The organism is Isoptericola sp. NPDC057391, assembly GCF_042668085.1.
In the GTDB taxonomy this organism is placed as follows: domain Bacteria; phylum Actinomycetota; class Actinomycetes; order Actinomycetales; family Cellulomonadaceae; genus Isoptericola.
In genome coordinates this window covers 1-25,973 of record NZ_JBHVBO010000021.1, presented here as the reverse complement: position 1 = coordinate 25,973, position 25,973 = coordinate 1, and the positions used below count along the sequence as shown (strand labels likewise).

The following is a 25,973-nucleotide window of genomic DNA, read 5'->3' as shown; positions in this document are numbered from 1 at the left end:
GCCTGGGCGGGTCTGACAGCGCGGGCCGCGGGTCCGCGGAGTAGGTTCGCCAGCATGACCCTGCCGCTCGAACCGCCGGTGCTGCCCATGCTCGCGAAGTCCGTGCCGGAGGTGCCGGACCAGCCCGACGGCGAGGCGGCCTGGGTGTACGAGCCGAAGTGGGACGGCTTCCGCGCGCTGGTGTTCCGCGACGGCGACGACGTGCGGATCGACTCCCGCAACGGCCGCCCGATGCAGCGCTACTTCCCGGACGTGGTGGACGCGGTGCTCGACGCGCTCCCGGAGCGCTGCGTCGTCGACGGCGAGATCGTCGTCGCGCGCCCCGGCGAAGGCGCGGCCGGGACGGCGGCGCACCTGGACTTCGACGCGCTCGGTCAGCGGATCCACCCGGCCGAGTCGCGTGTGCGGCTCCTCGCGACCGAGACGCCGGCCAGCCTCGTCGTCTTCGACGTCCTCGCCCTCGGCGACGACGACCTGTCCGGGCAGCCGCTGCGCGAGCGTCTCGCCGTGCTCGACGGGCTCGGACTCGACGGGCCGCAGGTGCACGCCACGCCCCGTACGCAGGACGCCGCCGTCGGCCGCGACTGGTTCGAGTCGTTCGAGGGCGCCGGGCTCGACGGCGTCGTCGCGAAGCGGCTCGACGACCCCTATCAGCCGAACAAGCGCGCGCTGCTGAAGATCAAGCACGCCCGCACGGCCGACGTCGTCCTCGCCGGCTACCGGCTGCACAAGACGTCGACGGCCTCGAAGCCCCTCATCGGCTCCCTCCTGCTCGGGCTGTACGCCGACGCCGACGATCCCACCAGCCTGCAGTTCGTCGGGGTCTCGGCCTCGTTCCCGGCGGCCCGGCGCGCGGCTCTGCACGCCGAGCTCGCGCCCCTCGTCGTGGAGCCGGGCACCGAGGACGCCGCCGCGCACCCGTGGGCCGACTGGCAGGACCCGGCGGTCGCGGACGGCAGCGCGGGGGAGCGGCGCCCGGGCGCGCAGTCGCGCTGGAGCGCCGGCAAGGACCTGTCGTTCACGCCGCTGCGGGTCGAGCGGGTGCTGGAGGTCGGGTACGACCACATGGAGGGCTCCCGCTTCCGGCACACCGCGCAGTTCAAGCGCTGGCGGCCCGACCGGGAGCCGTCGTCGTGCACGTACGCCCAGCTCGAGGAGCCGGTCGGCTACGACCTGGCCGGCCTGCTGCCCGGAGCGCCGGGCACGGCCTGACCCCGCTGCCGGGAGGCCGACCGATGAGGACGGGGCGCGAGGACGGTCTGGGGACCATGGGCACACTCAGGTACGGACTCATGAGCTGTTCGCTCGACGGCTACGTGGCCGACGCGTCGGGCGACTTCGACTGGGGCGCGCCGGACGACGCCGTCCACGCGTTCATCAACGGCCAGGTCCGGGACGTGCGGACCTTCGTCGTGGGCCGGCACATGTTCGAGGCCATGCGCGTGTGGGACACGTGGGAGACCGGGCAGAGCGACGCGACGGACGAGTTCGCGGAGATCTGGCGGGGGATCGACAAGGTGGTGTGCTCCGACACCCTCGTGGCGGCCGGGAGCGGCGTCGACGCGCCCCGCACCACGCTCGAGCCGCGGCTCACTCCCGAGCGCCTGGCCGAGATCGCAGCCGGGACCGACGGCGTCGTCGAGGTCTCCGGCCCGACGACGGCCGCGGGGGCGCTGCTGGCCGGGGTGGTCGAGGAGCTGACGGTGCGCGTGGTGCCGCACGTCGCCGGCGGCGGGCTGCGCCTGCTGCCGGACGGGATGCAGGCCGACCTCGTCCGGGCCGAGTGCGTGCCGCTCGGCGACGGGTCGGTCTTCCTGCGCTACACCCGCCCCTGACAGTTGTGGGTGCTCGTCTGGCGCGATCCACCACATGAATCACGCCCGACGAGCGCCCACAACGATCGGGTGGCCGCTCAGCGCTTGCGGTCGGTGTCCCGGCTGGGCTGCACGCGCTTCGGCTCGCCCGGCATCTTCGGGTACTCCGGCGGGTAGGGGAGATCGCCGAGCCCGTGCTCCTCCTCGTCGCGCCGCGCGAGCTCGAGCGCGGCGTCGAGGGAGCAGTCCAGGCCCGGGTCGCGGTCGGCCCGGAGGGCGGCGAACAGGTCGCCGCGCTCCGCGAAGCGGGCGGGGACGGTCGTGACGTCGAAGTCGTCCGGGTGCACCTCGCCGACCTCGTCCCACTCCAGCGGCGTGGAGACGGTGGCGCGCTTGTTCGCCCGGACGGAGTACGCGGAGGCGATGGTGCGGTCGCGCGCCATCTGGTTGTAGTCGACGAAGATCTTCTCGCCCCGCTCCTCCTTCCACCACTTCGTCGTGACCCGGTCGGGCAGGCGGCGCTCGAGCTCGCGGCCGACCGCGATGGTGGCCCGGCGGGCCTGCTGGAACGACCAGCGCGGCGCGAGGGGCACGAAGACGTGCAGGCCGCGCCCGCCCGACGTCTTCGGGTAGCCGGTGAGCCCGAGCTCCGTGAGCAGGTCGCGCAGGTGGGGCGCGACCGCGGCGGCGTCGTCGAAGGAGGTGCCGGGCTGCGGGTCGAGGTCGATGCGCAGCTGGTCGACCGCCTCGACGTCGTCGCGGCGCACCGGCCACGGGTGGAAGGTCAGGGTGCCGAGGTTGGCGGCCCAGGCGACGACGGCGAGCTCCGTCGGCGCGACCTCGTCGGCGGTGCGCCCGCTGGGGAACGCGATGGTCGCGGTCTCCACCCAGTCGGGAGCGCCCTTCGGCAGGCGCTTCTGGTAGAACGCGTCGCCGCGGTTGTCGGCGCGCGTCGCCATCACCGCCTCCGGCCACCATCCCTTCGGCCAGCGCTCGAGCGTCGTGGGCCGGTGCAGTAGCGCGCCGAGGATGCCGTCGCCCACGGACAGGAAGAACTCGACGATCTCGCGCTTCGTGAGGCCCGGACGGTCGGACAGCTCGGGGAAGACGACGCGGTCGGGGCTGGAGACGCGCACGGGGCGGCCAGCGGCGTCGAGCTCGACGGCGGGTGCGGCGGAGGCCATGCGGCTCAACCTAGGGCAGGGCGGCGGGCGCCGCACGGAGGCCGGCGGCACGGGACAGCACCCGGCGGGCCCGCGGACGCCCCACGACGCGGGCCCGGCGCTCCAGCAGCGCGGCCGCGTCCGTGAGGGCGAGGCGGCAGGAGTCCGCCACGACGCGCGCGAGCCGGGCCGCGTCATCCTCGTCCGGGACGTGCACCGCCACGTCGACGACCGTCCGCAGCGGTGCGGTCACGCGCGTCCCGGCCAGCTCGACGACGTCGCCGCGCAGCAGGGGCGCCTGCCACACGAGCCCGGCGCCCCAGAGCTCGGGCCGGTGCCCGCCGGCCGCGTAGGCGACGTCGAGAGGGTCGGCGGAGCGCGCGCCCGCCGCCCGGCCGGCGTGCACCCACGCCGCCGTGCGGCCGGCGGCCACGGCCCCCGCGGGCAACGACCCCGCCAGCAGCGCCGCCCGCAGCAGAGGAGTCACGACCGTGCCGGCGACGACGGCCGCGTCGCCCCGCACCACCTCGAGGGCGCCGTCGCGCACGAGGACGTCCCACGCCGCGCGCCCGCCGACGTCCTCGGGGCGCACCAGGGGACCGTACCGGCGGTCCGGCGCCGTGAGGAGGTCACCGAGCCGTCGCGGCGGGGCGATGCCCTGGTGACGGCGGCCGGCGGGCGCTGCGGGCGGCACGGGGAGGACGACGAAGGGGCTCACGACGCGGAAACTATCCGGTCGTGAGCCCCTGCGGTGGGCCGCCTGTGGACGGTCGCGGCCGTGCGCCGTCAGCCGCGGGTGTCCTCCGCGGCGCGGACGACCTGCTCGAGCCAGGCTCGCCGCGCGGCGAGCGCCGTCTCGGCCTCCTCGACGCGTCGCGCGTTACCCGACTCGCGCGCCTCGGCGAGGTCGCGCTCGAGCCCCTCGATGGCCGCCTCGAGCTGTGCCGCGGCGCCCTCGGCCCGCGCGCGGGTCTCGGGGTTGGTGCGGTCCCAGCGGGCCTGCTCGGCGCCCCGGACCGCGGTCTCGACGGCGCGCATGCGACCCTCGACCCGCTGGATGTCGGCGCGCGGCACCTTGCCGGCCTCCTCCCAGCGGTCCTGGATGTCGCGCAGCTTCTCCTTCGCGGCGGCCAGGTCCTTGACGGGCAGGAGAGCCTCCGCCTCGACGAGCAGCGCCTCCTTGACCTCGAGGTTCTGCCCGTACTCGGCGTCGATCGCCGCGTTCTCGGCGTCGCGGGCGCCGAAGAACGCGTCCTGCGCGGCCCGGAACCGGGACCAGAGCGCGTCGTCGTCCTTGCGGCTGGCGCGCCCGGCGGCCTTCCACCGCGCCATGAGGTCGCGGTAGGCGGCGGCGGTCGCTCCCCAGTCGGTGCTGGTCTGGAGGGCCTCCGCCTCGGCGACCAGCTTCTCCTTGGCCGCCTTGGCGGCCGAGTTGCGCTGCTCGAGGTCGGCGAAGAAGTGGCGCCGCTCCCGGTCGAACGCGGTGCGGGCGTGGCTGAACCGCTTCCAGAGCGCCTCCTCGGAGGGGCGGTCGATGCGCGGCCCGGTGCGCTGCGCCTCCTTCCAGCGGTCCAGGAGGGCGCGCAGCTCCTCGCCGGCCGGGCGCCACTGCATCTTGGCGGGATCCGTGGCGGCGATCTTCTCCGCGGCCTCGACGATCGCGGTGCGGGCGGCGACGGCCTCGGCCTTCGCGGCGGCGCGCTCCTGCTCGAGCGCGGCACGACGCTCCGCCGCTCGCGCCCGGAGGCCCTCGACCCGGGCCCGCAGGGCGTCCAGGTCGCCGACGGCGGCGGGCTCGCCCGTCTCCTCCGCGAGCTTCGCGAGGGTCTGGTCGATCTCCCGCACCGACAGGTCGGCGCTGTCCAGGCGGGTCTCGAACAGCGCGACCTTGGCGTCCAGGTCGAGGTAGCGGCGCACGTAGAGGCTCATCGCCTCCGACGCGGACACGCCGGGGAACTGGCCGACCTGGCGCTCGCCGGCGACCTCCCGGACGAACACCGTGCCGTCGTCGTCCACGCGGCCGAAGGCCTCGGCGGCGGCAGCCGCGGCGGCGTCCAGCGCGGGCGGCACAGGGGCCACCGGCGTGGTGGGCTCGGCCGCGGGGACGTCCGCCGGCGTGGGCGCGGCCGGGCGCCGCAGCGCCGACGGCTTCGGCGCGCCCGGGCGGGGCGGCTTCGGCACGGCGGCCGGCTTCGGCACGGCCGGTGTGGCAGACGTGGCCGGTGCGGGAGGCGTGGCCGAGGGCTCGGGCGCGGTCTCTACCGTCGGCGTGGACTCGGCGGCAGGGGCGGCCGGAGCGGCGGCGTCCGCGGGCTGGTCGGCCGCCTCGGGCGCCGGAGCGTCCTCGGTGGGCTCGGACGGGGGAGCCGTCTCCGTCGTCGTCTCCGGGGCCTCGGCCGCGGCCGGCTGCGGGTCGGCCGCGGGAACCGGCGGGGTCGCCTCGTCCGGGGTCGTCTGCGATGGAGTCTCGGCCGTCTCCTCGGTGCCGGCCGGGGTCTCCTCGGGGCCGGTCGAGCCGGGGGTGCTCTCGCTCACTGGGTCTCCACTCCTTCGATGATGACGGGGCTCGTGGGGGAACCGTCGCCGGTCCCTCCCTCGACGCCCGCGTCAGCGACTGCCTGGACGGCGTCCAGGCCGGACGTGACGGTGCCGAGCACCGTGTACCCGCCCGCGGTGTCGGACGGGATGGTCGAATCCTGGTACACGATGAAGAACTGCGAGCCCATCGACTCGCCGTCGTCGCGCTGGCGGGCCATCGCGACGGTCCCCGCGGGGTACACGTCGTCCTTCGGGGCGTTCTCGATCGGGCCGTACGCGTAGCCGGGGTCACCGGTCCCGGTCCCCGTGGGGTCGCCGCACTGCAGGACGTAGATGCCCTGGGTGGTGAGGCGGTGGCACGAGGTGTCGTCGTAGTAGCCCCGGTCCGCGAGGGACACGAAGCTCGCGACGGCCTGCGGGGCGGCGGCGCCGTCGAGCTCCAGGACGAGGTCTGTCTCCGTGCCGCCCGCGCACAGGTCGACGGTGGCGGTCCACGTGCGGTCGTGGGCGGCCGACGGGTCGGGCAGGTCCCCGCCGGAGCGGGCGCCGATCTCCGGGGTCGGGCAGTCGCCGGCGGCCTGCGTCGAGGATGCCGCCGGGTTCGCGCCACCGCCCAGGTTCGCGACGACGAACCCGCCGCCCACCAGCGCGAGCACCGCGACGATCGCCACGATCGCCGCCGTCCGCTGCCGCCGGGCGCGCGCCTGCGCCTGCCGCTGCTCCCACTTCTCCTGCCGCTTGCGGGCGTACTCCCGCTCGCGCTTGGTGGCCGCCAACGCGCGGACCTCCTCGACTCGTCCCCGTCGCCGCACGGGAAGTTCCGCGCGCGGGGGACAGTCTAGGGCGCGGGACGCAGGTCACATCCGCTACCCGGGCGGGACCACCACCACGATGCCGACCACGACCCTGACCACGACGCCGACCACGACGCCGACCACGACGCCGACCGTTAGCGTGGCGCCGTGCAGATCCTCGTCGTCGTCGCCCCCGTCTTCGCCACCAACTGCTGCGTCGTGGTCGCCGGCCCCGACGGCCGGGACGCGGACTGCGTGGTCGTGGACGCCGGCGCGGGCGTGGCCCCCGAGGTCGAGCGCCTGGTCGCCGAGCGGGGCCTGGTGCCACGCGCCGTCGTCGCCACCCACGGGCACGTGGACCACACCTGGGACGCCGCGGCGCTCTGCGAGCGGTACGACGTGCCCCTGCGGATCCATCCCGCGGACGTGTACCGGCTCGCGGACCCGTTCGGCACGCTCGGGCTCGCCGGGGCACGGGACGGCGCGGACCCCGGCGTCAGCGGGGCCCTCGCCCAGGCGCTCGCAGGCACGGGCCGGAGGGCCGAGGACTACCGCGCCCCCGGCGTCGTCGAGCCGCTCGACCTCGGCCCGGACGGCACGGGCGAGCTCGTCGCGGGCACGGTGCGGCTGCGGACGCGGCACGCGCCGGGACACACGGAGGGCTCGACGCTCCTCGTCGCCGAGGAGCCCGCCCGCGACGCCGGCGGCGGGACCGGTGTGGTCCTCACGGGGGACGTGCTCTTCGCGGGCGGGGTGGGACGCACCGACCTGCCGGGCGGCGACGCCGCGACGATGGCGCGCACGCTGCGCGACGTCGTGGGGCGGCTCGACCCGGACCTCGGCGTCGTGCCCGGGCACGGCCCGGCCACCACCGTCGGCCGCGAGCTGGCGGGCAACCCGTACCTGCGCCCGCACCTGCGCTGATCCTGCCCGGCCCGGGCACCGGCGGCGGTGGGACGGGTCCCGCGGCGGCGCCGGCGTCTGGGAAGATGAGGCCCATGGCACGCCCCACCCCGCTCTCCGGCTTCCCCGAATGGCTCCCCGACGGTCGCGTCGTCGAGCAGCACGTCCTCGACACGCTGCGGCGCACGTTCGAGCTGCACGGGTTCGCCGGCATCGAGACGAGGGCGGTGGAGCCGCTCGACCAGCTGCTGCGCAAGGGGGAGACCTCCAAGGAGGTCTACGTGCTGCGCCGGCTGCAGGAGGAGCCGGGCGCCGAGGGGACCAGCGGCGACCGGTCGGAGAAGCAGCTCGGCCTGCACTTCGACCTCACCGTCCCGTTCGCGCGCTACGTGCTCGAGAACGCCGGCCGTCTCGCCTTCCCGTTCAAGCGCTACCAGATCCAGAAGGTGTGGCGCGGCGAGCGCCCCCAGGACGGCCGCTTCCGCGAGTTCGTGCAGGCCGACATCGACGTCGTCGGCGCGGGCGAGCTGCCCTACCACTACGAGGTCGAGCTTCCGCTGGTCATGGCCGAGGCGCTCGGCGCGCTGCGCGACGTCGGGGTGCCCGAGGTCCGCATCCTCGTGAACAACCGGAAGGTCGCGGAGGGGTTCTACCGCGGGCTCGGGCTCGACGACGTCGAGGGCGTGCTGCGCCAGGTCGACAAGCTCGACAAGATCGGCCCGGACGCCGTCGCGGAGCTGCTGCAGGCGGAGCAGGGCGCCACGCCGGAGCAGGCCAAGGCTTGCCTCGAGCTCGCCGCGATCTCGGGCACGGACACGACCGTGGTGGACCGCGTCCGTGCGCTCGCGGCGTCCTACGGCGCGGTCACGGACCTGCTCGAGACGGGCCTGGGCGAGCTCGCCGCGCTGGTCGAGTCGGCCGCGCGCCGCGCGCCCGGCGTCGTCGTCGCGGACCTGAAGATCGCGCGCGGCCTCGACTACTACACCGGGTCGGTCTACGAGACCGTGCTCGTGGGGCACGAGCAGCTCGGCTCGATCTGCTCGGGCGGGCGCTACGACACCCTCGCCTCGGACGGCAAGAACACCTACCCGGGCGTCGGCCTGTCCATCGGCGTCTCCCGCCTCGTCTCCCGACTCCTGTCCGCCGGGCTGGTCGCGGCGACGCGCGGCGTGCCCACGGCCGTGCTCGTCGCGGTCACCGACGAGGCCCACCGGGACCGGTCCGACGCGGTCGCCGCGGCGCTCCGCGCGCGGGGGATCCCGGTCGACGTCGCGCCGACCGCGGCGAAGTTCGGCAAGCAGATCAAGGTCGCCGACCGGCGAGGCATCCCGTTCGTGTGGTTCCCGGCCCAGCCCGGCGAGGACGGCGCCGAGCCGGAGGTGCTGGTCGGCCAGGTGAAGGACATCCGCTCCGGCGAGCAGGTGGACGCCGACGCCGCGTCGTGGGCACCGCCCGCCGAGGACCGGCTCCCGCGAGTCGTGCCGGCCGCCGCGGAGTGACGCGCGGGACGGCCGTCCGCACGCGGGCGGGCGGGATGCTCACGTTCGATCCGTGGATCCACGCACGTCCCGGCCTGCAGGCCGCCGCGCGTCGCGGCGACTGGCCGGGCGTGCGCGCCGTCCTGGCCGGGGCCGACCTGGCCGAGCTGTCGTGGTCCGTCGCCCGCCTCGCGGAGCTGTCCGGTGTCGAGAAGTGGCTGCGCCGGCTGGTGGAGGCGGACCCGTCCGACGCGCTGGCGGGCACGACGCTCGCGGCTCGCGAGACCGTCCTGGCCTGGCAGGCCCGCGGCTCGGGCACCGGGGACACCGTCTCCCGGCGTCAGGCGCGCGAGTTCCACGGGCTGCTGGTGCGTGCGGAAGACCGGCTCCAGGTCGTGCTCGCTCGGGAACCCGGGTACGTGCCGGCCTGGGAGATCTCGCTGCGGACGGCGCTCGGGCTCGAGCTCGGGCAGCCGGAGGCCAGTCGTCGCTACGACCAGGTGGCGCGGCGGGTGCCCGACCACTTCCCCGCGCAGCTGGAGTACCTGCAGCACCTGCTGCCGAAGTGGGGCGGGAGCTGGGGTGCCGCCGAGGAGTTCGCGGCCGAGTGCGCCGCGGCGGCCCCTGACGGCTCGCCCGGACGGGCCGTGCTCGCTGCCGTGGTGATCGAACGGTTCGTCGCGGAGCGCCGGCCCGACCCGATCGTCGCGACGCTCCCGGCGGTGCGGCGTGCCGCCGAGGGGTCCGTGCTGCACCCGTCCCACGCGCCGGGCGCGTGGGACCCGGTGGTGCACTCCCAGCTCGTGTTCCTGTTCTCGGTCGCCGGCGAGCACGCGCACGCCGCCCCGCACTTCCGCGCGCTCGGCGACCGGCCCGCGTCGGCGGGGTGGCTCCACCTCCACGACGCCGACCGGTGGTACCTCTACGAGCGTGCGCTCGCGCTGGGCGGCAGGGCAGGTCGGCCGCCCGGCAGGATGCCGTGGGAGCCGCCTCGACGGGGCGTCGCCTGGGTCGCGTCGGTCGTGGTGTGCGCCGTCCTGGCGGTGGCGGGCCTGGCCGGGATGCTCTGGGGTGTGCGGACGGCCGTGCTCGGCGACGTCGGGTCCGGCGCCGGCATCGCGATCGTCGCCTTCGGCCCGTTCGGCATCGGGGTCGGCATGCTGCGCCGGGCGTTCGGCACGGGGTGACCGCTCACGCCTCGATGAGCGCGACGACGTTGCGCGCGGGGTCGCGGAACCACGCGATCGTCGGGCCCTGGCGCGGGTCGTCGCTGCGCACCACGCCGTCTGCGTCCTGCGCGAAACCGGGGTAGCGCACGAGGTCGACGCCGGCGGCGTGCAGCTGGGCCGCAGCGGCCGCGACGTCGGGCACGACGAGGTTGAGCACGGTGTGGCTCGCAGGCTCGTGGGCGTCGCCCTTCGGGTACACGAAGACGGCGGGGCCGCCGGTGACGTCCAGCTCGAGCCCCATGGGCGTGCGCTTCACGGGAAGCCCCACGACGTCCCGGTAGAACGACTCGACGGCGTCGAGGTCGTCGACGGAGAAGCTGCTGAAGCCACGCTGCACGGTGATCACGGGGGACTCCTCGGGCCGGGGAAGCGGCCGGCGGGGGCCGGCCCTCGAGGGGTGGACCCCGCGCCGGGACGGAACTGATCGGAGGACGTCCCGCGGGGGTTGTCCCCCGAACACCCTGAGGCGCCCCTGAGTTTCACCCTGATCTCGTCGTTGACCTGGCCGGACGGGGCCCGCGGGACGGTACGGTGACCGCCGTGAGCATCTACGTGGTCCTGTCCCGCAGCAGCACCGTCCTGTCGCGGACGATCCGCCTCGCGACGCGGGACGAGTACACGCACGCGGCCCTGGCCCTCGACGCCGACCTCGAGCTCATGTTCAGCTTCGGGCGCCGTCGCGCGTCCAACCCGTTCGTCGGCTGCTTCAAGCGCGAGCGGCTCGACGACGACCTGTACCGGGGGATGGACCGCCTGCCGGGCGTCGTCCTCGAGGTCCCCGTGACGGCCCGCCAGCGGGACGCCGTCGGCGCGCGCGTCGCGGAGTTCCTGCTCGACAGCCACACCTACGCCTACAACGCCCCCGGCCTCGTGACCGGGCTGCTCGGCCGCGGGTCCGAGGACGACCGGCGGTTCTTCTGCTCCGAGTTCGTCTACCACGTGCTGCGCGACGCGGGGGTCTGCGACCTGGGCCTCCCGCGCTGGAAGGTGCGACCGCAGACGCTGCTGGACGTGCCTGGCACCGTCGTCTACCGCGGCGACCTCAAGCGCTACCGGCCGTCCGACCTCGCCGCGGCGCCGGTCCCGGCGCTCACGCTCCAGGGCGCGGACGGGCTGTTCGCCACGTCCCGGTCGGGGGTCTCGCTGGCGCTGTGACCGGCGGTCGCCCTCCGGCTGGCCGGGCCCTGTGCAGGTATCCAGGGTGCGCCCAGGGCGTCGTGCCACGCTGACGCCCATGCCGAGCCGAGTCTTCCTGCACGTGGGCGCGCCCAAGTCCGGCACGACCTACCTGCAGTCCCGGATGCACGCCAACCGCCGGGAGCTGCGACGCCACCGCGTGCACTACCCGCACGGCCCGCTGGGCGAGCCCCGTCTGCAGTACTGGGCCGCACTGGACGTCACCGAGACGGACCACGGCGTCGACCCGCGGCGGGTGCACGGCTCCTGGGACCGCCTGGTGCGCCAGGTGCGCCGGAGCCGGGGAGACGTCGTCCTCAGCCACGAGATGCTGGCGAAGGCGACGCCGGAGCAGGCAGCCAGGGCGCTCGCGGACCTCACTGCCACCGGCGCGGAGGTCGTCGTCGTGCTCACCGCTCGCGACCTCGCGCGCGAGCTCGCGAGCGGCTGGCAGGAGACGCTGAAGTTCGGCTCCCGCACCACGCTGCGGGCGTTCCTGGACCGCGCGCGGGCCGGCCGGTCCGCGTTCCTCGACGGGTTCGACCCCACCCGCGTGCTCACCACGTGGGCCGCGGGGCTGCCGGGGTCGCGGGTCCGTGTCGTGACGGCGCCTCCCGCGGGCGCCGGCGGGAACCTCCTGTGGCTGCGGTTCCTGGAGGCGGTCGAGGTCGATCCGGCGTGGGCGCCGCGGGAGGCCGAGCGGGCGAACGTCTCGGTCGGCGTGCCCGAGGCGCAGGTGCTGCGTCGGCTGAACCGCCGGCTCGGGGACGACGCGCGACGCGGCGGCGACCTGTCTCCGATCGTCGACGGCATCGTGGTGGGCGGCGCCCTCGCGCCCCGGGCGTCGACGCGGATCGCCCTGGGGCCCGACGACCACCCGTGGGTCCACGCGCTCAGCACGACATGGGTCTCCTGGCTGCGCGAGCGCGGCGTGACCGTGCACGGCGACCTGGACGACCTGCTCCCGGCGCCGCCCGGCGCGGACTGGACGGACCCCGACGCGCCGCGGCCGCGGGAGGTGACCGCGGCAGCCCTGGACACGGTCGAGGTGCTGCTCGCGGAGGTCCGTGACCGTCCCCTACCGTGGCGCGAACGGGCCCGGCGAGCGGTCACGCGCGCCCGGGCCTGAGGCCGCCGCAGGCGCTGGACACGCGGTCGAACGTGTGTTCGAATGAGCGGGTGAGATGGGATGGTCAGGCGGTCGCCGCGGACGAAGGCGCGCTGCCCGGGCTCGAACGGGCAGGGCTGGCGCGGCTCGGCCTCGTGCGGACGGTGCGGACGCCGGAGTTCGCCGACGTCACGTTCCACGAGGTGCTGGCGAAGAGCGCGCTGTCCAAGGTGCCCGCCGCGTCGCGCATGCCGTTCGGGTGGACGGTCAACCCGTACCGGGGATGCAGTCATGCGTGCCGCTACTGCATCAGCCCGGACACGCTCGTGCTCATGGCGGATGGCCGGCCCCAGCCCATCCGCGACGTCCGGGTGGGCGATCGGATCGTGGGCACGAGGCTCGACGACGCCGGCGAGCGCCGGTACGTGGAGACCACCGTGCTTGCGTGGTGGGTGACTCGGCGGCGCGCCCACCGGGTGACCCTCAGGAACGGGACGCGAGTCGTCGCGAGCGACGACCACCGTTTCCTCGTGGCCGAACGCGGCTGGACCCATGTCGCCCGCGATGAGGTGTCGCTCGGTCGGCGTCCCTTCCTGACGACACACGACCGTCTCGTCGGCCCCGGGCCGCGGGCAGCGGGCGCGGCGACCATCGGGCAGGTCGCCGTGGCGTCCGACGGTCTGGGCGTGGCGAGCGTCGAGGACCTGGGTGTCGAGGAGGAGATGATCGACATCACCACCGGCACCGGTGACTTCATCGCGAACGGGGTCGTCTCGCACAACTGCTTCGCGCGCCCCACGCACGAGTACCTCGACCTGGACGCGGGACGCGACTTCGACTCCCAGGTCGTGGTGAAGACGAACGTGGACGAGGTGCTGCGCGCCGAGCTGGCGCGGCCGTCGTGGAAGCGGGAACCGGTGGCGATGGGCACCAACACCGACCCCTACCAGCGGGCCGAGGGGCGCTACCGGCTCATGCCCGGGATCATCGGGGCGCTCGCGGACTCCGGCACGCCCTTCTCGATCCTCACGAAGGGCACGCTGCTGCGCCGCGACCTGCCGCTGATCGCGGAGGCGGCCCAGCGCGTGAAGGTGGGGGTCGGCGTCTCGCTCGCCTTCGCCGACTCGCCCGCCGACGAGGAGCTGCAGCAGTCGGTCGAGCCGGGCACGCCGACACCCCGCGCCCGGCTCGACCTCGTCCGCGCGGTGCGGGCCGCCGGCTTGCCCTGCGGGGTGATGGTGGCCCCGGTGCTGCCGTGGCTCACCGACTCCCGCGACCACCTGCGTCGGCTGCTCGACGCGATCGCCGACGCCGGGGCCACGGGCGTCACCGTCGTGCCGTTGCACCTCAAGCCGGGCACCCGCGAGTGGTACCTGCAGTGGCTCGAGCGCGAGCACCCGCGTGCCGTCGCCGGGTACGGGCGCGTGTACGCGCGCGGCACCTACGCGCTCGAGGCCTACCGGCAGTGGCTGTGGGACCGGGTCGAGCCGCTCCTCACCGAGCGCGGCTTCCGCTCGTCGGGGCACCGCTCGCGCTCGGGGGCGACGGGGCGGTTCCCGGAGGAGCTGCAGCCGCACGACGAGGGCGACTACCCCGCGGGCGCTCTGGCAGGCATGCCGCGCGACGGCGGCGGACTCGAGGTCGCCGGCGCGGGGATCGAGCAGGTGCTCTTCTGAGCCCGCGAGCCCGGGGGCTGCGGGCTCAGCGCAGGAACGAGAACCACAGCACGAAGACGCACAGCAGGAACATGCCCGTGGCGTTGACGAAGAAGTTGCGGCCGAAGTCACGCGCCCGCACGTGGAACGTCAGGGCCAGTACGAAGTACACGACCAGGCAGACCGACGTCACGAGCCCGAGGTAGGGCACCCAGATCCCCGCGATCAGACCCGCCGCGGCGGCCGCCTTGATCCACGGCATCACCCACCACCAGCGCTCCGGGAAGTTCACGTCGCGGAAGCACTGCGCGATGAACGCCACCGGTTTCACGCACAGCAGCGCGTCGCCCGCGGAGACGAACGCGAGCACGAGCACGGGCCACACGGGATCGGGCAACGTCGCCATGAGGTCGACGCTACGGCCCCCCGGGCGCACGTGCGCCCGGGTGTGAGCAGGCTCTCAGGCGCCGTCGACCAGCCGGGCGGGGAACCCGCCCGTCGCGACCGGCCCCCAGCGCTCGATCGTGATCCGCACGACGCTCTTGCCCTGGCGGAGCATCGCCTCCCGGTACTCGTCCCAGTCGGGGTGCTCCTTGCCGGCGGCGGCCCGGTAGTACTCGACCAGCGGTTCCACGGATTCCGGCGCGTCGATCACCTCCGCCGTGCCGTCCACCTGCACCCAGGCGTCGTCGAAGTCGTCGCCGAGGGCCAGGAACGACGCGCGCGGGCTCCGACGCAGGTTCACCGCCTTCGCCCGGTCCGGGTACGTCGACACCACGACCCGGCCGACGTCGTCCACGCCGAACGTGACGGGGCTGAGCTGCGGCGAGCCGTCCCGCCGGGTGGTGACGAGCACGCCGTGCCGGCGCTGCCGCAGCACGTCCAGGAGCCCGTCGCGGTCGACGGCGGTCGTGGTGGCGATCCGTGGCGCCATGGGAATCTCCTCGCAGCGGGTGGTCGGGTACCGATTAGACTCGCACGGGCGCGCCAGCGCCCGCACGTCGCCACCGGCGACGCAGTCTCCCACCCCGTTCGAAAGGAACACTCCGTGCTCCGCACCCACACGGCCGGCTCACTGCGGGCCGAGCACATCGGTCAGACCGTCACCCTCACCGGGTGGGTCGATCGGCGCCGGGATCACGGGGGAGTGGCCTTCATCGACCTGCGCGACGCGTCCGGCATCGCCCAGGTCGTCATCCGCGACGAGGCGGTGGCGCACCCGCTGCGTGCCGAGTTCGTCCTCCAGGTCACGGGCGAGGTCGGACGCCGTCCCGAGGGCAACGCCAACCCGAACCTCGCCACCGGCGAGATCGAGGTGCTGGCCAAGGACGTCGTGGTGCTCAACGAGTCGGCGCCGCTGCCCTTCCAGGTCTCGACGGCGCTCGCGGACACCGAGGTGATCGGCGAGGAGGCTCGACTCAAGCACCGCTACCTGGACATCCGCCGCCCCGCGCCGGCGCACGCGCTGCGGCTGCGCGCCCAGGCGAACCAGGCGGCCCGCCGGGTGCTCGACGCGCACGACTTCGTCGAGGTCGAGACGCCCACGCTGACCCGCTCGACGCCGGAGGGCGCGCGCGACTTCCTGGTGCCCGCGCGCCTGGCGCCCGGCTCCTGGTACGCGCTGCCGCAGAGCCCGCAGCTGTTCAAGCAGCTCCTCATGGTCGGCGGTCTGGAGCGGTACTACCAGATTGCCCGCTGCTACCGCGACGAGGACTTCCGCGCCGACCGGCAGCCCGAGTTCACCCAGCTGGACGTCGAGCTGAGCTTCGTCGACCAGGACGACGTCATCGCCCTGGCCGAGCAGGTCCTGGTCGCGCTGTGGAAGCTGATCGACGTCGAGATCCCCACGCCGGTCGCCCGCATGACGTACGCCGAGGCCATGCGCCTGTACGGCACGGACAAGCCCGACCTGCGCTTCGGGAACCCGCTCGTCGAGCTCACGGACTACTTCGCCGAGACGCCGTTCCGCGTCTTCCAGGCCGAGTACGTCGGTGCCGTCGTCATGGCCGGCGGGGCCGCGCAGCCGCGCCGCCAGTTCGACGCCTGGCAGGAGTGGGCCAAGCAGCGCGGCGCCAAGGGCCTCGCCTACGTCACCTACGGCGAGGACGGCACGCTGGGCGGCCCGGTCGCCAAGAACCTCTCCGACGCCGAGCGCGACGGCCTGGCCGCGGCCACCGGCGCGCAGCCGGGCGACGCCGTGTTCTTCGCCGCCGGCAAGACCGCGGAGGCGCGCGCTCTCCTGGGCGCCGCCCGTCTCGAGATCGCGCACCGCACGGGGCAGATCGACGAGGACGCCTGGGCGTTCGTGTGGGTCGTGGACGCGCCGCTGTTCAAGCCGACCGGCGAGGACGACGACGTCGACCTGGGTCACTCGGCCTGGACCGCCGTCCACCACGCGTTCACGTCGCCCAAGCCGGAGTGGCTCGACAGCTTCGAGCAGGACCCGGGCAACGCGCTGGCCTACGCCTACGACATCGTCTGCAACGGCAACGAGATCGGTGGCGGCTCCATCCGTATCCACCGCCGCGACGTGCAGGAGCGTGTCTTCGACGTCATGGGCATCGGCCCCGAGGAGGCGCAGGAGAAGTTCGGCTTCCTCCTCGACGCGTTCAAGTTCGGCGCCCCGCCGCACGGCGGCATCGCGTTCGGCTGGGACCGCATCGTCGCCCTGCTGACGAAGTCGGCGTCGATCCGCGACGTCATCGCGTTCCCGAAGTCGGGCGGCGGCTACGACCCGCTCACCGAGGCCCCGGCGCCGATCACGCCGGAGCAGCGCAAGGAGGCCGGCGTCGACGCCCGCCCGTCGGACGAGGCCGCCGCGGCCGCGGGAGCGTGACGCTCGCTCTCGACGGGCACGGGCTCGCCCCGGTCACGGACGTGGCCGGGGCGAGGCTGCCCGACCGTTGGGCCCTGCACCCGGTGGTCGTCGCGGAGAACGCGTTCCACGGGTGGGACGCGAGCCACGTCTGGTGGGACGACGACGCGCTGCTCGTGCGGCTGCGGTGGCGCGAGCGCACGGACGGCGAGCGGCCCTTTGCGGTCGAGGCGGACGCCGCGGGCACGAGCCTGCTCGGCGTCGGGACGGCCGAGGGCGCGGCGCGGCTGCTCCTCCGGGCCGACGACGAGCTCCGGTCGCAGGGCGACGCGCTGCGCGTGCGGCGCGCGTCGCTGCCGCGCGGGACCCGCGCGGCGCTGGTCGCGCAGCAGGCCGGCGCCGGCGTCCCCGAGCCCTTCGACCGGGAGCCCGCCGGCGCATGGGACTGGTTCGGCACCACCGCGGCCCCCGGGACGCAGTCGGGCGAGGAGCGTGTCTCCGAGCTCGAAGGCCCCGAGGCTCGCGACCAGGTCGCCCGTGCGCTCGCCACCGCGAACCCGCACGGCGAGCTGCCGCCGGACGAGCCCCGGTCGCGCTGGTGGGGCTGGCGGGACGACGACGGCGTGCTGCGCGGCGTCGCGGGCGCATCCCGGCGGGTCCCCGGTCAGCCGTGGGTGCTCGGCTCGATCGGGACCGACCCTGCGTGGCGCGGCCGCGGGATCGCGGCGGCCGTGACGGCGGCCGCCACCCGGGCCGGCCTCGACGAGGTCGCGATGGTCACCCTCGGCATGTACGCCGACAACGCTGCCGCCCGCCGCGTCTACCTGCGCCTGGGCTACGCCGTCGCGCAGCGGTTCGAGAGCTGGCGCTCCTGACCACGGTCCTGACCACGGTCCTGACCACGCCACTGACCACGCCACTGACCACGCCACTGACCACGCCACTGACCACGCCACTGACCACGGTTCACCCGGCGAGGGCCGGGCGACGGAGCGGCGGCCGGGGGACCATGGCAGGGCAGGGGGCTACCCGGACCGGGGGCCGACGATGACGATCATCAGGACGGTGGAGCCGGCCGACGCGGCCGGCGAGGTCGGCGCGATCTACGCGGAGGACGTCGCGTCGCTCGGCTACGTGCCCAGCCACACGCGCGTCATGGCGACCGACCCGGGCGCGCTGCGCGCCTTCGAGCAGCTGGCAGGGTCGATCGCGGACGGCCTCGGGCCGCGCCTGTACGAGCTCGTCACGCTGGCCGCGGCCAAGGCGCTGCGCTCCGAGGCCTGCCTCCTGGCGCACGGCCGGCGCAGCCGCGCGCTGTTCGACGACGCGCAGCTGGCCAGGATCGCCCGCGACCACCACGACGCGGGCCTGAGCGGGTCCGAGGTCGCGGCCATGGACCTCGCGGCGCGGCTGAGCACCGACGCGGCCTCGATCGCCGAGGCGGACACGGAGCGGCTGCGTGCCGCGGGCCTCACCGACCGGCAGGTGGTCGACGTCGTCCTCGCCGCGGCGCTGCGGAACTACTACTCCCGGGCGCTGCTCGCCCTCGCCGTGCCCCCGGACGTCCCGCCCGACCTGCCCGACGACCTGCGTCGCGCGCTGCTCGACGGGCTCCCCGGCGACGGCGACCCGGGCAGCCGCGCGTCGGCGAGATAGCCGTCCGGACGCACCAGCAGGGTCGCGTCGTGGCCGTCGGCGCGGTGCACGACGACCCGCTCGCGGGCATCGAGCTCCCCGGGGGCGCCGGGCACGTCCTGCGGGCGACCGGCCCGCGGCGCGACGAGCACGAAGCGCCCCGCGCGCAGCGCCTCGGCGAGGCGCGACCCCGACGGGCCGGGCACCAGCGGCAGGTCCGGCACGCGGCGCCCGGCGGCGGGGTGCGCTCCGGGCGGCGCGGGGTAGCGCACGCCCAGGGCCGAGACGGTGGCGGCGGCCCGCCTGCGCGCGGCAGCGGCCCGGCCCAGGACCGTGGCCCCGGCTGCGCGCAGGACGGCGGCACCGCGGCCCCGGCTCGTGGCGAGCCGGAGCATCGTGCCGCTGGTGCGCAGCACCTGGGCGCCGACGGGGTGGCGCTCCGCCGAGTACCCGTCCAGCAGTGGGTCGTCGGCGCCGCGCACCACCGCCGCGAGGCGCCACGACAGGTTCGCGGCGTCCTGCAGGCCCGTGTTCATGCCGAGCCCGCCGGCCGGGCTGTGCGCGTGCGCGGCGTCTCCCGCGAGCAGCAGGCGTCCGGCGCGGTACCGGGGCGCCTGACGCTCGTCGGCCGCGAACCGGGTGGCGAACCGCAGCTCGGCCATGCCGTGGTCGTCGCCGAGCGTCGCCCGCGCGAGGGCGCGGACCTCGTCGAGGTCCACGGGCCCGTCGTGGCCCGGGTCGAGCGCCTCGTCCCAGCCGATGAAGCGGTACCAGTCGCTACCGAACGGGGCGAGGAAGCCCAGGGCCCCGCCCGCGGACGCGACGGTGAGCGCGTCCTCGGGCGGGCGGGTCAGGCGGACGTCCGCGAGCACCATGGCGCGGATGACCGTCTCGCCGGGGAACGGCAGACCGGTGGCCCGCCGTACCGTCGAGCGCACGCCGTCGGCGCCGACCACCCACGGGGCCCGGACCTGCACGCTCTCCGCGCCGTCGCCGGACGCCTCGTCGACCGTCACCACCGTGGCGCCGTCGTCGTCCTGGGCCACGTCCGTGACGCGCAGCCCGTGCCGGAACACCGCGCCGGCGTCCTCGGCCCGACGGCGCAGGAGGCGCTCCACCTCGTACTGCGGCGTGACGAGCACGAACGGGAACCGGCCGGGCAGCGCATCGAGGCGCACGTCCACCCGGCCGAGCACGCGGATCCGCCGGACCCGGCGCCCGGTCTCCAGGAGCTCGTCGGCGAGCCCCCGCGCGTCGAGCACCTCGAGGCTGCGGGCGTGCACGGCGAACGCGCGGGTGAGGTTGCTGAGGCCTGCGGGGCGCTTCTCGACCACGACGACCCGCACGCCCGCCCCGGCCAGGTCCCCGGCGAGGAGAAGGCCCGTGGGCCCGGCCCCGACCACCACGACGTCGGCGTCCATGCGGCCACCCTAGGGCGAGTGACGTCACAGCGGCGGGGCGGCCCCGGCGCCCGGCGCGTGGGTGGCGCTCCGTAGGCTGAGGTCCATGGACCTGTTCGACGCCGCGCTCACCGGCACCCGCGGCACGCCGGCGACCGGCCGCACCGGCCCGAGCGCCCCGCTCGCCGTGCGCATGCGCCCGGCCGCCCTCGACGAGGTCGCGGGCCAGTCGCACCTGCTCGTGCCCGGCTCGCCGCTGCGGCGGCTGGTGGAGCCGGACGACGAGTCGGCCCGCCGGGCGGCGCCGGGGTCCGTGATCCTGTGGGGGCCGCCCGGCGTGGGCAAGACGACGCTCGCGTACCTGGTCGCGACGGTCTCCGGGCGGCGGTTCGTCGAGCTCTCCGCGGTCACCGCCGGCGTCAAGGAGGTGCGCCAGGTCGTGGAGGACGCCCGGCGGCGCCTCGCCACCGGCGGCGAGGAGACCGTCCTCTTCATCGACGAGGTGCACCGCTTCTCCAAGACCCAGCAGGACGCGCTGCTGCCGAGCGTGGAGAACCGCTGGGTGACGCTCGTGGCCGCCACCACCGAGAACCCGTCGTTCTCGGTCAACTCCCCGCTGCTGAGCCGCTCCCTGCTCCTCACGCTCAAGCCGCTCACCTCCGACGACGTCCGCGCGCTCGTGCGTCGCGCCGTCGCGGACGGGCGCGGCCTGGACGGCGCCGTCGAGCTGGCGGACGACGCCGAGGACCAGCTCGTGCGCATGGCCGGCGGGGACGCGCGCAAGGCGCTCACCATCCTGGAGGCGGCCGCGGGGGCGGCCCTCGCCGACGCCGCGCCCGGTCGCGACCCCGGGGACCCGGTCGCCGTCGACCTCGACACCGTCGAGCGCGCCGTCGACGTCGCCGCCGTGCGGTACGACCGCGACGGCGACCAGCACTACGACGTCGTCTCCGCGTTCATCAAGTCGATCCGGGGCTCGGACGTGGACGCCGCGCTGCACTACCTGGCCCGCATGGTGGCCGCGGGCGAGGACCCGCGGTTCATCGCCCGGCGCCTGGTGATCTCCGCGGCGGAGGACGTCGGCATGGCCGACCCGTCCGCCCTGCAGACCGCCGTGGCGGCCGCGCAGGCCGTCCAGCTCATCGGGATGCCCGAGGGGCGGATCGTCCTCGCGGAGGCGGTCGTGCACCTGGCGACCGCGCCGAAGTCGAACCGGGCGTACCAGGGGATCGACGCGGCCCTGGCGGACGTGCGCGCGGGCAGGGTGGGCGTGGTGCCGCCGCACCTGCGCGACGCGCACTACGCGGGCGCCGAGGGGCTCGGCCACGGCAAGGGCTACCGGTACGCGCACGACGCGCCGCACGCCATCGCGGCGCAGCAGTACCTGCCCGACGAGCTCGCCGGGCGTCGCTACTACGACCCGAGCGACCGTGGCTTCGAGAAGCAGGTCACCGACCGGGTCGCGCGGATCCGGCAGATCCTCGACGGCGCCTGACGCGCCCGGGCTCGTCGGCGGGCGCGGGGGCAAGGTCGGACCCCGGGATGCGGTAGGATGCTGCGGTTGCCGTTTCCGGCGACCGCCTGGGACCTCGGCCCCGCGAGCACCCGCCCCGCGCGGGAGCTCCATCGGCTGGTCCCGCACCCGAACCTCCCCGCACGGGGCGGACGTCGGGTGTGACCTCATCCATCACCACAGGACAGGAAGCAACCAGTGACCGCTGTCACCAAGTCGCGCCGCCAGGTCCGCCTGAGCCGCAAGCTCGGCCTCGCGCTGACCCCGAAGGCCGTCCGCCACTTCGAGAAGCGCCCGTACCCCCCGGGTGAGCACGGCCGCGCCCGCCGCCGCACCGAGTCGGACTACGCGGTCCGTCTCCGCGAGAAGCAGCGTCTGCGCGCCCAGTACGCCCTCCGCGAGAAGCAGCTCCTCAAGGTCTACGAGAACGCCCGCAAGCACCCGGGCCTGACCGGTGAGGTCATGGTCGAGGACCTCGAGACGCGCCTCGACGCGCTCGTGCTGCGCGCCGGCTTCGGCCGCACCATCCTGCAGGCCCGCCAGGCCGTGACGCACCGTCACATCCTGGTGGACGGCAAGATCGTCGACCGTCCCTCGTTCCGCGTGAAGCCGGGCCAGACCATCCAGGTCAAGCCGAAGTCGCAGACCACCACGCCGTTCCAGGTCGCCGCCGCCGGCGCGCACCGCGACGTGCTGCCGGCCGTGCCGGGCTACCTCGACGTGAACCTCGAGAAGCTGTCGGCCACGCTGACCCGCAAGCCGAAGCGCGCCGAGGTCCCCGTGACCTGCGAGGTGCAGCTCGTGGTCGAGTTCTACGCGCGCTGATCGAGCGCACCGCCGCGGACGAGTCCGCAGCACCTGGACGCCCCGTCACCCGCCGTCGCGGGGGGCGGGGCGTCCGCCGTTCGCAGGGGGTCACCCGGGATAGGGTGACGACCGACCGTCTGACGCCTGTGCGAGGAGAGATCTGATGTCGATGGGTGACGTGGCCGGGCTCATCGCGGCCGTCGCGTTCGTGCTGCTCGTGGGGCTGCTCGCGATCCCGCTCGTGAAGCTGGGCCGCGTGCTCGACGAGGCGACGCGCTCCATCCGCGAGGTCACGGAGCACTCGGTGCCGATCCTCGACGAGGCGGCCACCACGGTGGCCTCCACCAACGACCAGCTGGTCAAGGTCGACACGATCACGACGTCGGCGGCCCAGGTGAGCGAGAACGTGTCGGCGCTGGCCGGCCTGTACGCCTCGACGCTCGGCCGCCCCCTCGTGAAGGTCGCGGCCTTCTCCTACGGCGTGCGCCAGGCGTTCGCGCGGGCGTCGCGCGCCGGCGGCGACGAGCCGAAGGCCGGCCGCTGATGCGCCGGCTGTTCTGGGTCGGCGTCGGCGTCGTGGTGACGGTGGTCGTCGTCCAGCGGGGCCGCCGGATCGTGGCGCAGTACGCGCCCGAGGCCGTGGTCGACCGGGCGGAGCGCGCGGCGCAGGACGCCGGACGACGGGCGGAGACGTTCGTCGCCACGTTCCGGCGCGAGTTCTCGCAGGCGCGCAGCGCCCGCGAGGCCGAGCTCACGGCCGCGCTGCTGGCCGAGGGGCAGCCGGACCCGGACGACGTCCGCGCGAGCGGGCTGCGCCCCGCCGACCTGCGCGGCGGTCCCGGGCGAGCCCGGCACGCGGCCTCGGCGCCCGAGCGGCGCCCGGACCCGGAGGCCGAGATCGCCGCCGACGAGGCGGACCTCGGCTACTCGTTCTGATCCTCGCTCTGCGAAATCCCGTTCCGACCATCCCCCGGCGGGCGCGAGAATAGGGGACGGCCGCCGCCACGGCGGGCGGCCCACCCGCCCGTCACCAGCCGTACCGGCTCGACGTCGGCCTCGACACCGGCCTGACATCGACCCCGACATCACTGAAGGACACCATGCGCACCGCCGAGATCCGCAAGCGTTGGCTCGACTACTTCGAGTCGAAGGACCACGCGATCGTCCCGAGCGCCCCCCTGGTCTCGCCGGACCCGTCGATCCTGTTCACGATCGCCGGCATGGTGCCCTTCATCCCGTACATCCTCGGTACGGAGCCCGCGCCGTGGCCGCGGGTCGCGAGCGTGCAGAAGTGCATCCGCACCAACGACATCGAGAACGTGGGCCGCACCACGCGGCACGGCACGTTCTTCCAGATGAACGGCAACTTCTCGTTCGGGGACTACTTCAAGCGCGAGGCGATCGACTTCGCGTGGGAGCTCCTCACGACCGAGCAGGGCCGGGGCGGCTACGGCCTCGACGGCGACCGCCTCTGGGTGACCATCTGGGAGGAGGACGCCGAGGCCTTCGACGCCCTCACGAAGGGGGTCGGGCTCGACCCGAAGCACGTGGTGCGCCTGCCCCGCGAGGAGAACTTCTGGGACACGGGCCAGCCCGGCCCCGCCGGCCCGTGCGCCGAGTGGCACTACGACCGCGGCCCGGCCTACGGCCCGGACGCCGTCGGCGGCACGGTCGACCCGGGCGGCGACCGCTACCTCGAGATCTGGAACCTCGTCTTCGACCAGTTCGTGCGCGGCGAGGGCCAGGGCAAGAACTACCCGTTGCTGGGCGAGCTCGAGCACAAGAGCATCGACACCGGTGCCGGCCTGGAGCGCATCGCCTACCTGCTGCAGGGCAAGGAGAACCTCTACGAGATCGACGAGGTGTACCCCGTCATCGCGCGCGTGGAGGAGCTCACCGGCAAGCGCTACGGCGCCGACGCCGAGGACGACGTGCGCATGCGCGTGGTCGCCGATCACGTCCGGTCGTCGCTCATGGTCATCGGCGACGGCGTGCGCCCGTCGAACGAGGGCCGCGGCTACGTGCTGCGCCGCCTCGTGCGCCGCGCCGTGCGCGCGGTGCGCCTGCTGGGCGTCGACGAGGTCGCGCTGCCCTCGCTGCTGCCGGTGTCGAAGGACGCGATGAAGGCGTCCTACCCGGAGCTGGAGGCCGACTTCGGCCGCATCAGCGACGTCGCGTACGCCGAGGAGGACGCGTTCCGCCGCACGCTCGCGCAGGGCACGACCATCCTCGACACGGCCGTGGGCCGCGCCAAGCGGTCCGCGGACGGCGCGACCCCGGTGCTCGGCGGCGCGGAGGCGTTCCAGCTGCACGACACGTATGGCTTCCCGATCGACCTCACCCTCGAGATGGCCGCCGAGCAGGGCGTCCAGGTGGACGAGAAGGCGTTCCGCGACCTCATGGCGGAGCAGAAGCAGCGCGCCCGCGCCGACGCGCTCGCGAAGAAGACGGGCCACGCCGACCTGCGCTCGTACGAGACCCTGAACAAGGAGCTCGCCGCGCCCGTCGAGTTCCTCGGTTACACGGACACGGAGTCCGCGGTGACGGTGGTCGGCCTGCTGGTCGACGGCGTGCCCGCCCCCGCGGCGAGCGCGCCCGCCGACGTCGAGGTCGTCCTGGACCGCACGCCGTTCTACGCCGAGGCCGGCGGTCAGCTCGCCGACCAGGGCACGATCGTGCTCGACGGCGGGGCGACCGTCGAGGTCGACGACGTGCAGCGCCCGGTCAAGGGCCTGTCCGTCCACCGCGGCCGCCTGGTCGAGGGCACGATGGCGCTGGGCGACCCCGGCACCGCGACGATCGACGTCGCGCGCCGCGTCGCGATCAGCCGCGCCCACTCGGCCACGCACATGATCCACAAGGCGCTGCACGAGATGGTCGGGCCGGACCGCACCCAGGCCGGGTCGGAGAACGCCCCGAGCCGCGTGCGCTTCGACTTCCGCTCGCCCACCCCGGTGCCGGGGGAGGCGCTCGGCGAGATCGAGGAGCGCGTGAACTCGCGCCTGACCGAGAACCTCGAGGTGACCGACGCGACCATGCCGATCGCCCGCGCCCGCGAGCTGGGCGCCATGGCGCTGTTCGGCGAGAAGTACGGCGACACCGTGCGCGTGGTCTCGATCGGCGGCGACTGGTCGCGCGAGCTGTGCGGCGGCACCCACGTCAAGGCCACCGGCGAGGTGGGCCGCGTCGCGCTGCTCGGCGAGGCGTCGATCGGCTCCGGCGTGCGCCGCGTGGACGCCCTGGTGGGCGACGGCGCGTACGGCTTCCAGGCGAAGGAGCACGCCCTGGTGGGCCAGCTCACCGGCCTGCTGGGCGCGCGCCCCGACGAGCTCGCCGACCGCGTCGGCTCGCTCCTGACCCGGCTCAAGGAGACGGAGAAGGAGCTCGCCGGGATGCGCCAGGAGCGGATCCTCGCCGCGGCGGGCACGCTCGCCGCGCAGGCGGAGCGCGTCGGCGACACCCGCGTCGTGGCGCACGACGCCGGCGAGGTGGCCTCGGCGGACGACCTGCGCGCGCTGGCGCTCGACGTGCGCGGCCGCCTGGGCGACGCCGAGGCGACGCTCGTCGCCGTCGGCGGCGTGGCGGGCGGGCGGCCCCTGGTGGTCGTGGCCACCAACGCCGGCGCCCGCGACGCGGGCCTGCGGGCGGGCGACTTCGTCAAGGCCGCGGCGAAGACCCTCGGCGGCGGGGGCGGCGGCAAGCCCGACCTGGCCCAGGGCGGGGGCACCGACGCGTCCGCGCTCCCGGCCGCGCTGGCCAGCGTGGCCGAGGGCGTGCGCGCGGCCCGGGCGGGCGCGTGACGGGTCCGCACGGGCTGGGCTCGCCGGAGCAGGACCTGTCTCTTATACACATCCGAGGCTTGGGGAACGCCGCCCCGCTGCCCCTCGACAACGACAGCCGTCTGCCGTTGATTCGCGCAGAGCAGCTTGGGCCAGCGGTCCGGCC

Annotated in this window: 23 protein-coding genes and 1 pseudogene; 16 read left to right on the top strand and 8 right to left on the bottom strand. The window is 75.2% G+C overall.

What is annotated here, in order from left to right; genetic code table 11:
• The first annotated feature begins 54 nt into the window (after positions 1 to 54).
• Both ACFUVW_RS05185 and ACFUVW_RS05180 read left to right on the top strand, forming a co-directional pair.
• Complete coding sequence (locus tag ACFUVW_RS05185; RefSeq protein WP_430570284.1) at positions 55 to 1,212, top strand: ATP-dependent DNA ligase; 1,158 nt, start codon at positions 55 to 57, stop codon at positions 1,210 to 1,212.
• Positions 1,213 to 1,292: 80 nt separating this feature from the next.
• Positions 1,293 to 1,835, top strand: coding sequence for a dihydrofolate reductase family protein (locus ACFUVW_RS05180; protein WP_430570283.1), 543 nt, complete (start codon positions 1,293 to 1,295; stop codon positions 1,833 to 1,835).
• A gap of 77 nt (positions 1,836 to 1,912) precedes the next feature.
• Here ACFUVW_RS05180 and ligD read toward each other — a convergent pair whose 3' ends face one another.
• The 4 genes from ligD to ACFUVW_RS05160 form a co-directional block, all read right to left on the bottom strand.
• Entirely contained in the window at positions 1,913 to 2,998 is a 1,086-nt protein-coding gene (ligD, locus tag ACFUVW_RS05175; protein ID WP_430570282.1) for a non-homologous end-joining DNA ligase, read from the bottom strand.
• A gap of 10 nt (positions 2,999 to 3,008) precedes the next feature.
• Entirely contained in the window at positions 3,009 to 3,695 is a 687-nt protein-coding gene (locus ACFUVW_RS05170) for a hypothetical protein (RefSeq protein WP_430570281.1), read from the bottom strand.
• 68 nt (positions 3,696 to 3,763) lie between these two features.
• Positions 3,764 to 5,512 carry a DUF349 domain-containing protein gene (locus tag ACFUVW_RS05165; RefSeq protein WP_430570280.1) on the bottom strand — a complete coding sequence of 583 codons (1,749 nt, stop codon included), beginning with the start codon at positions 5,510 to 5,512 and terminating at the stop codon, positions 3,764 to 3,766.
• On the bottom strand, positions 5,509 to 6,291 hold the full coding sequence (locus ACFUVW_RS05160) for a peptidylprolyl isomerase (protein WP_430570279.1): 783 nt from the start codon (positions 6,289 to 6,291) through the stop codon (positions 5,509 to 5,511). The genes ACFUVW_RS05165 and ACFUVW_RS05160 overlap by 4 nt, the downstream gene beginning before the upstream one ends.
• Before the next feature lie 186 nt (positions 6,292 to 6,477).
• Between ACFUVW_RS05160 and ACFUVW_RS05155 the strand changes: the two genes are divergently transcribed.
• From ACFUVW_RS05155 to ACFUVW_RS05145, 3 genes are all read left to right on the top strand, one after another.
• A complete protein-coding gene (locus ACFUVW_RS05155; RefSeq protein ID WP_430570278.1) occupies positions 6,478 to 7,233 on the top strand; it encodes an MBL fold metallo-hydrolase in 756 nt (251 codons plus the stop codon).
• A 74-nt stretch (positions 7,234 to 7,307) separates the two neighbouring features.
• Positions 7,308 to 8,711 carry a histidine--tRNA ligase gene (gene hisS / locus ACFUVW_RS05150; RefSeq protein WP_430570277.1) on the top strand — a complete coding sequence of 468 codons (1,404 nt, stop codon included), beginning with the start codon at positions 7,308 to 7,310 and terminating at the stop codon, positions 8,709 to 8,711.
• A 35-nt stretch (positions 8,712 to 8,746) separates the two neighbouring features.
• The gene (locus tag ACFUVW_RS05145; protein WP_430570276.1) at positions 8,747 to 9,877 is read left to right on the top strand and encodes a hypothetical protein; all 1,131 of its coding nucleotides are present in this window, start codon (positions 8,747 to 8,749) and stop codon (positions 9,875 to 9,877) included.
• 4 nt (positions 9,878 to 9,881) lie between these two features.
• On the opposite strand, the gene ACFUVW_RS05140 is transcribed toward ACFUVW_RS05145, so the two are convergent.
• The gene (locus ACFUVW_RS05140) at positions 9,882 to 10,265 is read right to left on the bottom strand and encodes a VOC family protein (RefSeq protein ID WP_430570275.1); all 384 of its coding nucleotides are present in this window, start codon (positions 10,263 to 10,265) and stop codon (positions 9,882 to 9,884) included.
• 194 nt (positions 10,266 to 10,459) lie between these two features.
• Here ACFUVW_RS05140 and ACFUVW_RS05135 point away from each other — a divergent pair, with 194 nt between their 5' ends.
• From ACFUVW_RS05135 to ACFUVW_RS05125, 3 genes are all read left to right on the top strand, one after another.
• Complete coding sequence (locus tag ACFUVW_RS05135; protein WP_430570274.1) at positions 10,460 to 11,074, top strand: hypothetical protein; 615 nt, start codon at positions 10,460 to 10,462, stop codon at positions 11,072 to 11,074.
• Between the two features lie 79 nt (positions 11,075 to 11,153).
• Entirely contained in the window at positions 11,154 to 12,224 is a 1,071-nt protein-coding gene (locus tag ACFUVW_RS05130) for a hypothetical protein (protein WP_430570273.1), read from the top strand.
• A gap of 50 nt (positions 12,225 to 12,274) precedes the next feature.
• Complete coding sequence (locus ACFUVW_RS05125) at positions 12,275 to 13,879, top strand: Rv2578c family radical SAM protein (RefSeq protein WP_430570272.1); 1,605 nt, start codon at positions 12,275 to 12,277, stop codon at positions 13,877 to 13,879.
• A 25-nt stretch (positions 13,880 to 13,904) separates the two neighbouring features.
• Here the strand turns inward: ACFUVW_RS05125 and ACFUVW_RS05120 are convergent, their stop codons facing one another.
• A complete protein-coding gene (locus ACFUVW_RS05120) occupies positions 13,905 to 14,264 on the bottom strand; it encodes a DoxX family protein (protein ID WP_430570271.1) in 360 nt (119 codons plus the stop codon).
• A gap of 54 nt (positions 14,265 to 14,318) precedes the next feature.
• Positions 14,319 to 14,792: a PPOX class F420-dependent oxidoreductase gene (locus ACFUVW_RS05115; RefSeq protein ID WP_430570270.1), complete on the bottom strand. Its 474-nt coding sequence runs from the start codon at positions 14,790 to 14,792 to the stop codon at positions 14,319 to 14,321.
• Between the two features lie 114 nt (positions 14,793 to 14,906).
• On the opposite strand from ACFUVW_RS05115, the gene aspS reads away from it, so the two are divergent.
• From aspS to ACFUVW_RS05100, 3 genes are all read left to right on the top strand, one after another.
• Entirely contained in the window at positions 14,907 to 16,694 is a 1,788-nt protein-coding gene (gene aspS, locus ACFUVW_RS05110) for an aspartate--tRNA ligase (protein WP_430570269.1), read from the top strand.
• Positions 16,691 to 17,548 carry a GNAT family N-acetyltransferase gene (locus tag ACFUVW_RS05105; protein ID WP_430570268.1) on the top strand — a complete coding sequence of 286 codons (858 nt, stop codon included), beginning with the start codon at positions 16,691 to 16,693 and terminating at the stop codon, positions 17,546 to 17,548. The genes aspS and ACFUVW_RS05105 overlap by 4 nt, the downstream gene beginning before the upstream one ends.
• Positions 17,549 to 17,720: 172 nt before the next feature.
• Positions 17,721 to 18,329 (top strand): peroxidase-related enzyme, encoded by a 609-nt coding sequence (locus tag ACFUVW_RS05100; RefSeq protein ID WP_430570267.1) that lies wholly within the window; start codon positions 17,721 to 17,723, stop codon positions 18,327 to 18,329.
• A gap of 47 nt (positions 18,330 to 18,376) precedes the next feature.
• On the opposite strand, the pseudogene ACFUVW_RS05095 reads toward ACFUVW_RS05100, so the two are convergent.
• A pseudogene (locus ACFUVW_RS05095) lies at positions 18,377 to 19,729 on the bottom strand (FAD-dependent monooxygenase); the annotation flags it as partial.
• 85 nt (positions 19,730 to 19,814) lie between these two features.
• Here ACFUVW_RS05095 and ACFUVW_RS05090 point away from each other — a divergent pair.
• From ACFUVW_RS05090 to alaS, 5 genes are all read left to right on the top strand, one after another.
• Positions 19,815 to 21,203: a replication-associated recombination protein A gene (locus tag ACFUVW_RS05090; RefSeq protein WP_430570266.1), complete on the top strand. Its 1,389-nt coding sequence runs from the start codon at positions 19,815 to 19,817 to the stop codon at positions 21,201 to 21,203.
• A gap of 216 nt (positions 21,204 to 21,419) precedes the next feature.
• On the top strand, positions 21,420 to 22,046 hold the full coding sequence (gene rpsD, locus ACFUVW_RS05085; RefSeq protein WP_429729429.1) for a 30S ribosomal protein S4: 627 nt from the start codon (positions 21,420 to 21,422) through the stop codon (positions 22,044 to 22,046).
• Between the two features lie 145 nt (positions 22,047 to 22,191).
• Positions 22,192 to 22,572 (top strand): DUF948 domain-containing protein, encoded by a 381-nt coding sequence (locus tag ACFUVW_RS05080; protein WP_430570265.1) that lies wholly within the window; start codon positions 22,192 to 22,194, stop codon positions 22,570 to 22,572.
• Complete coding sequence (locus ACFUVW_RS05075; protein WP_430570264.1) at positions 22,572 to 22,964, top strand: hypothetical protein; 393 nt, start codon at positions 22,572 to 22,574, stop codon at positions 22,962 to 22,964. The genes ACFUVW_RS05080 and ACFUVW_RS05075 overlap by 1 nt, the downstream gene beginning before the upstream one ends.
• Positions 22,965 to 23,128: 164 nt before the next feature.
• Positions 23,129 to 25,828, top strand: coding sequence for an alanine--tRNA ligase (gene alaS / locus ACFUVW_RS05070; RefSeq protein WP_430570263.1), 2,700 nt, complete (start codon positions 23,129 to 23,131; stop codon positions 25,826 to 25,828).
• Positions 25,829 to 25,973: the final 145 nt, after the last annotated feature.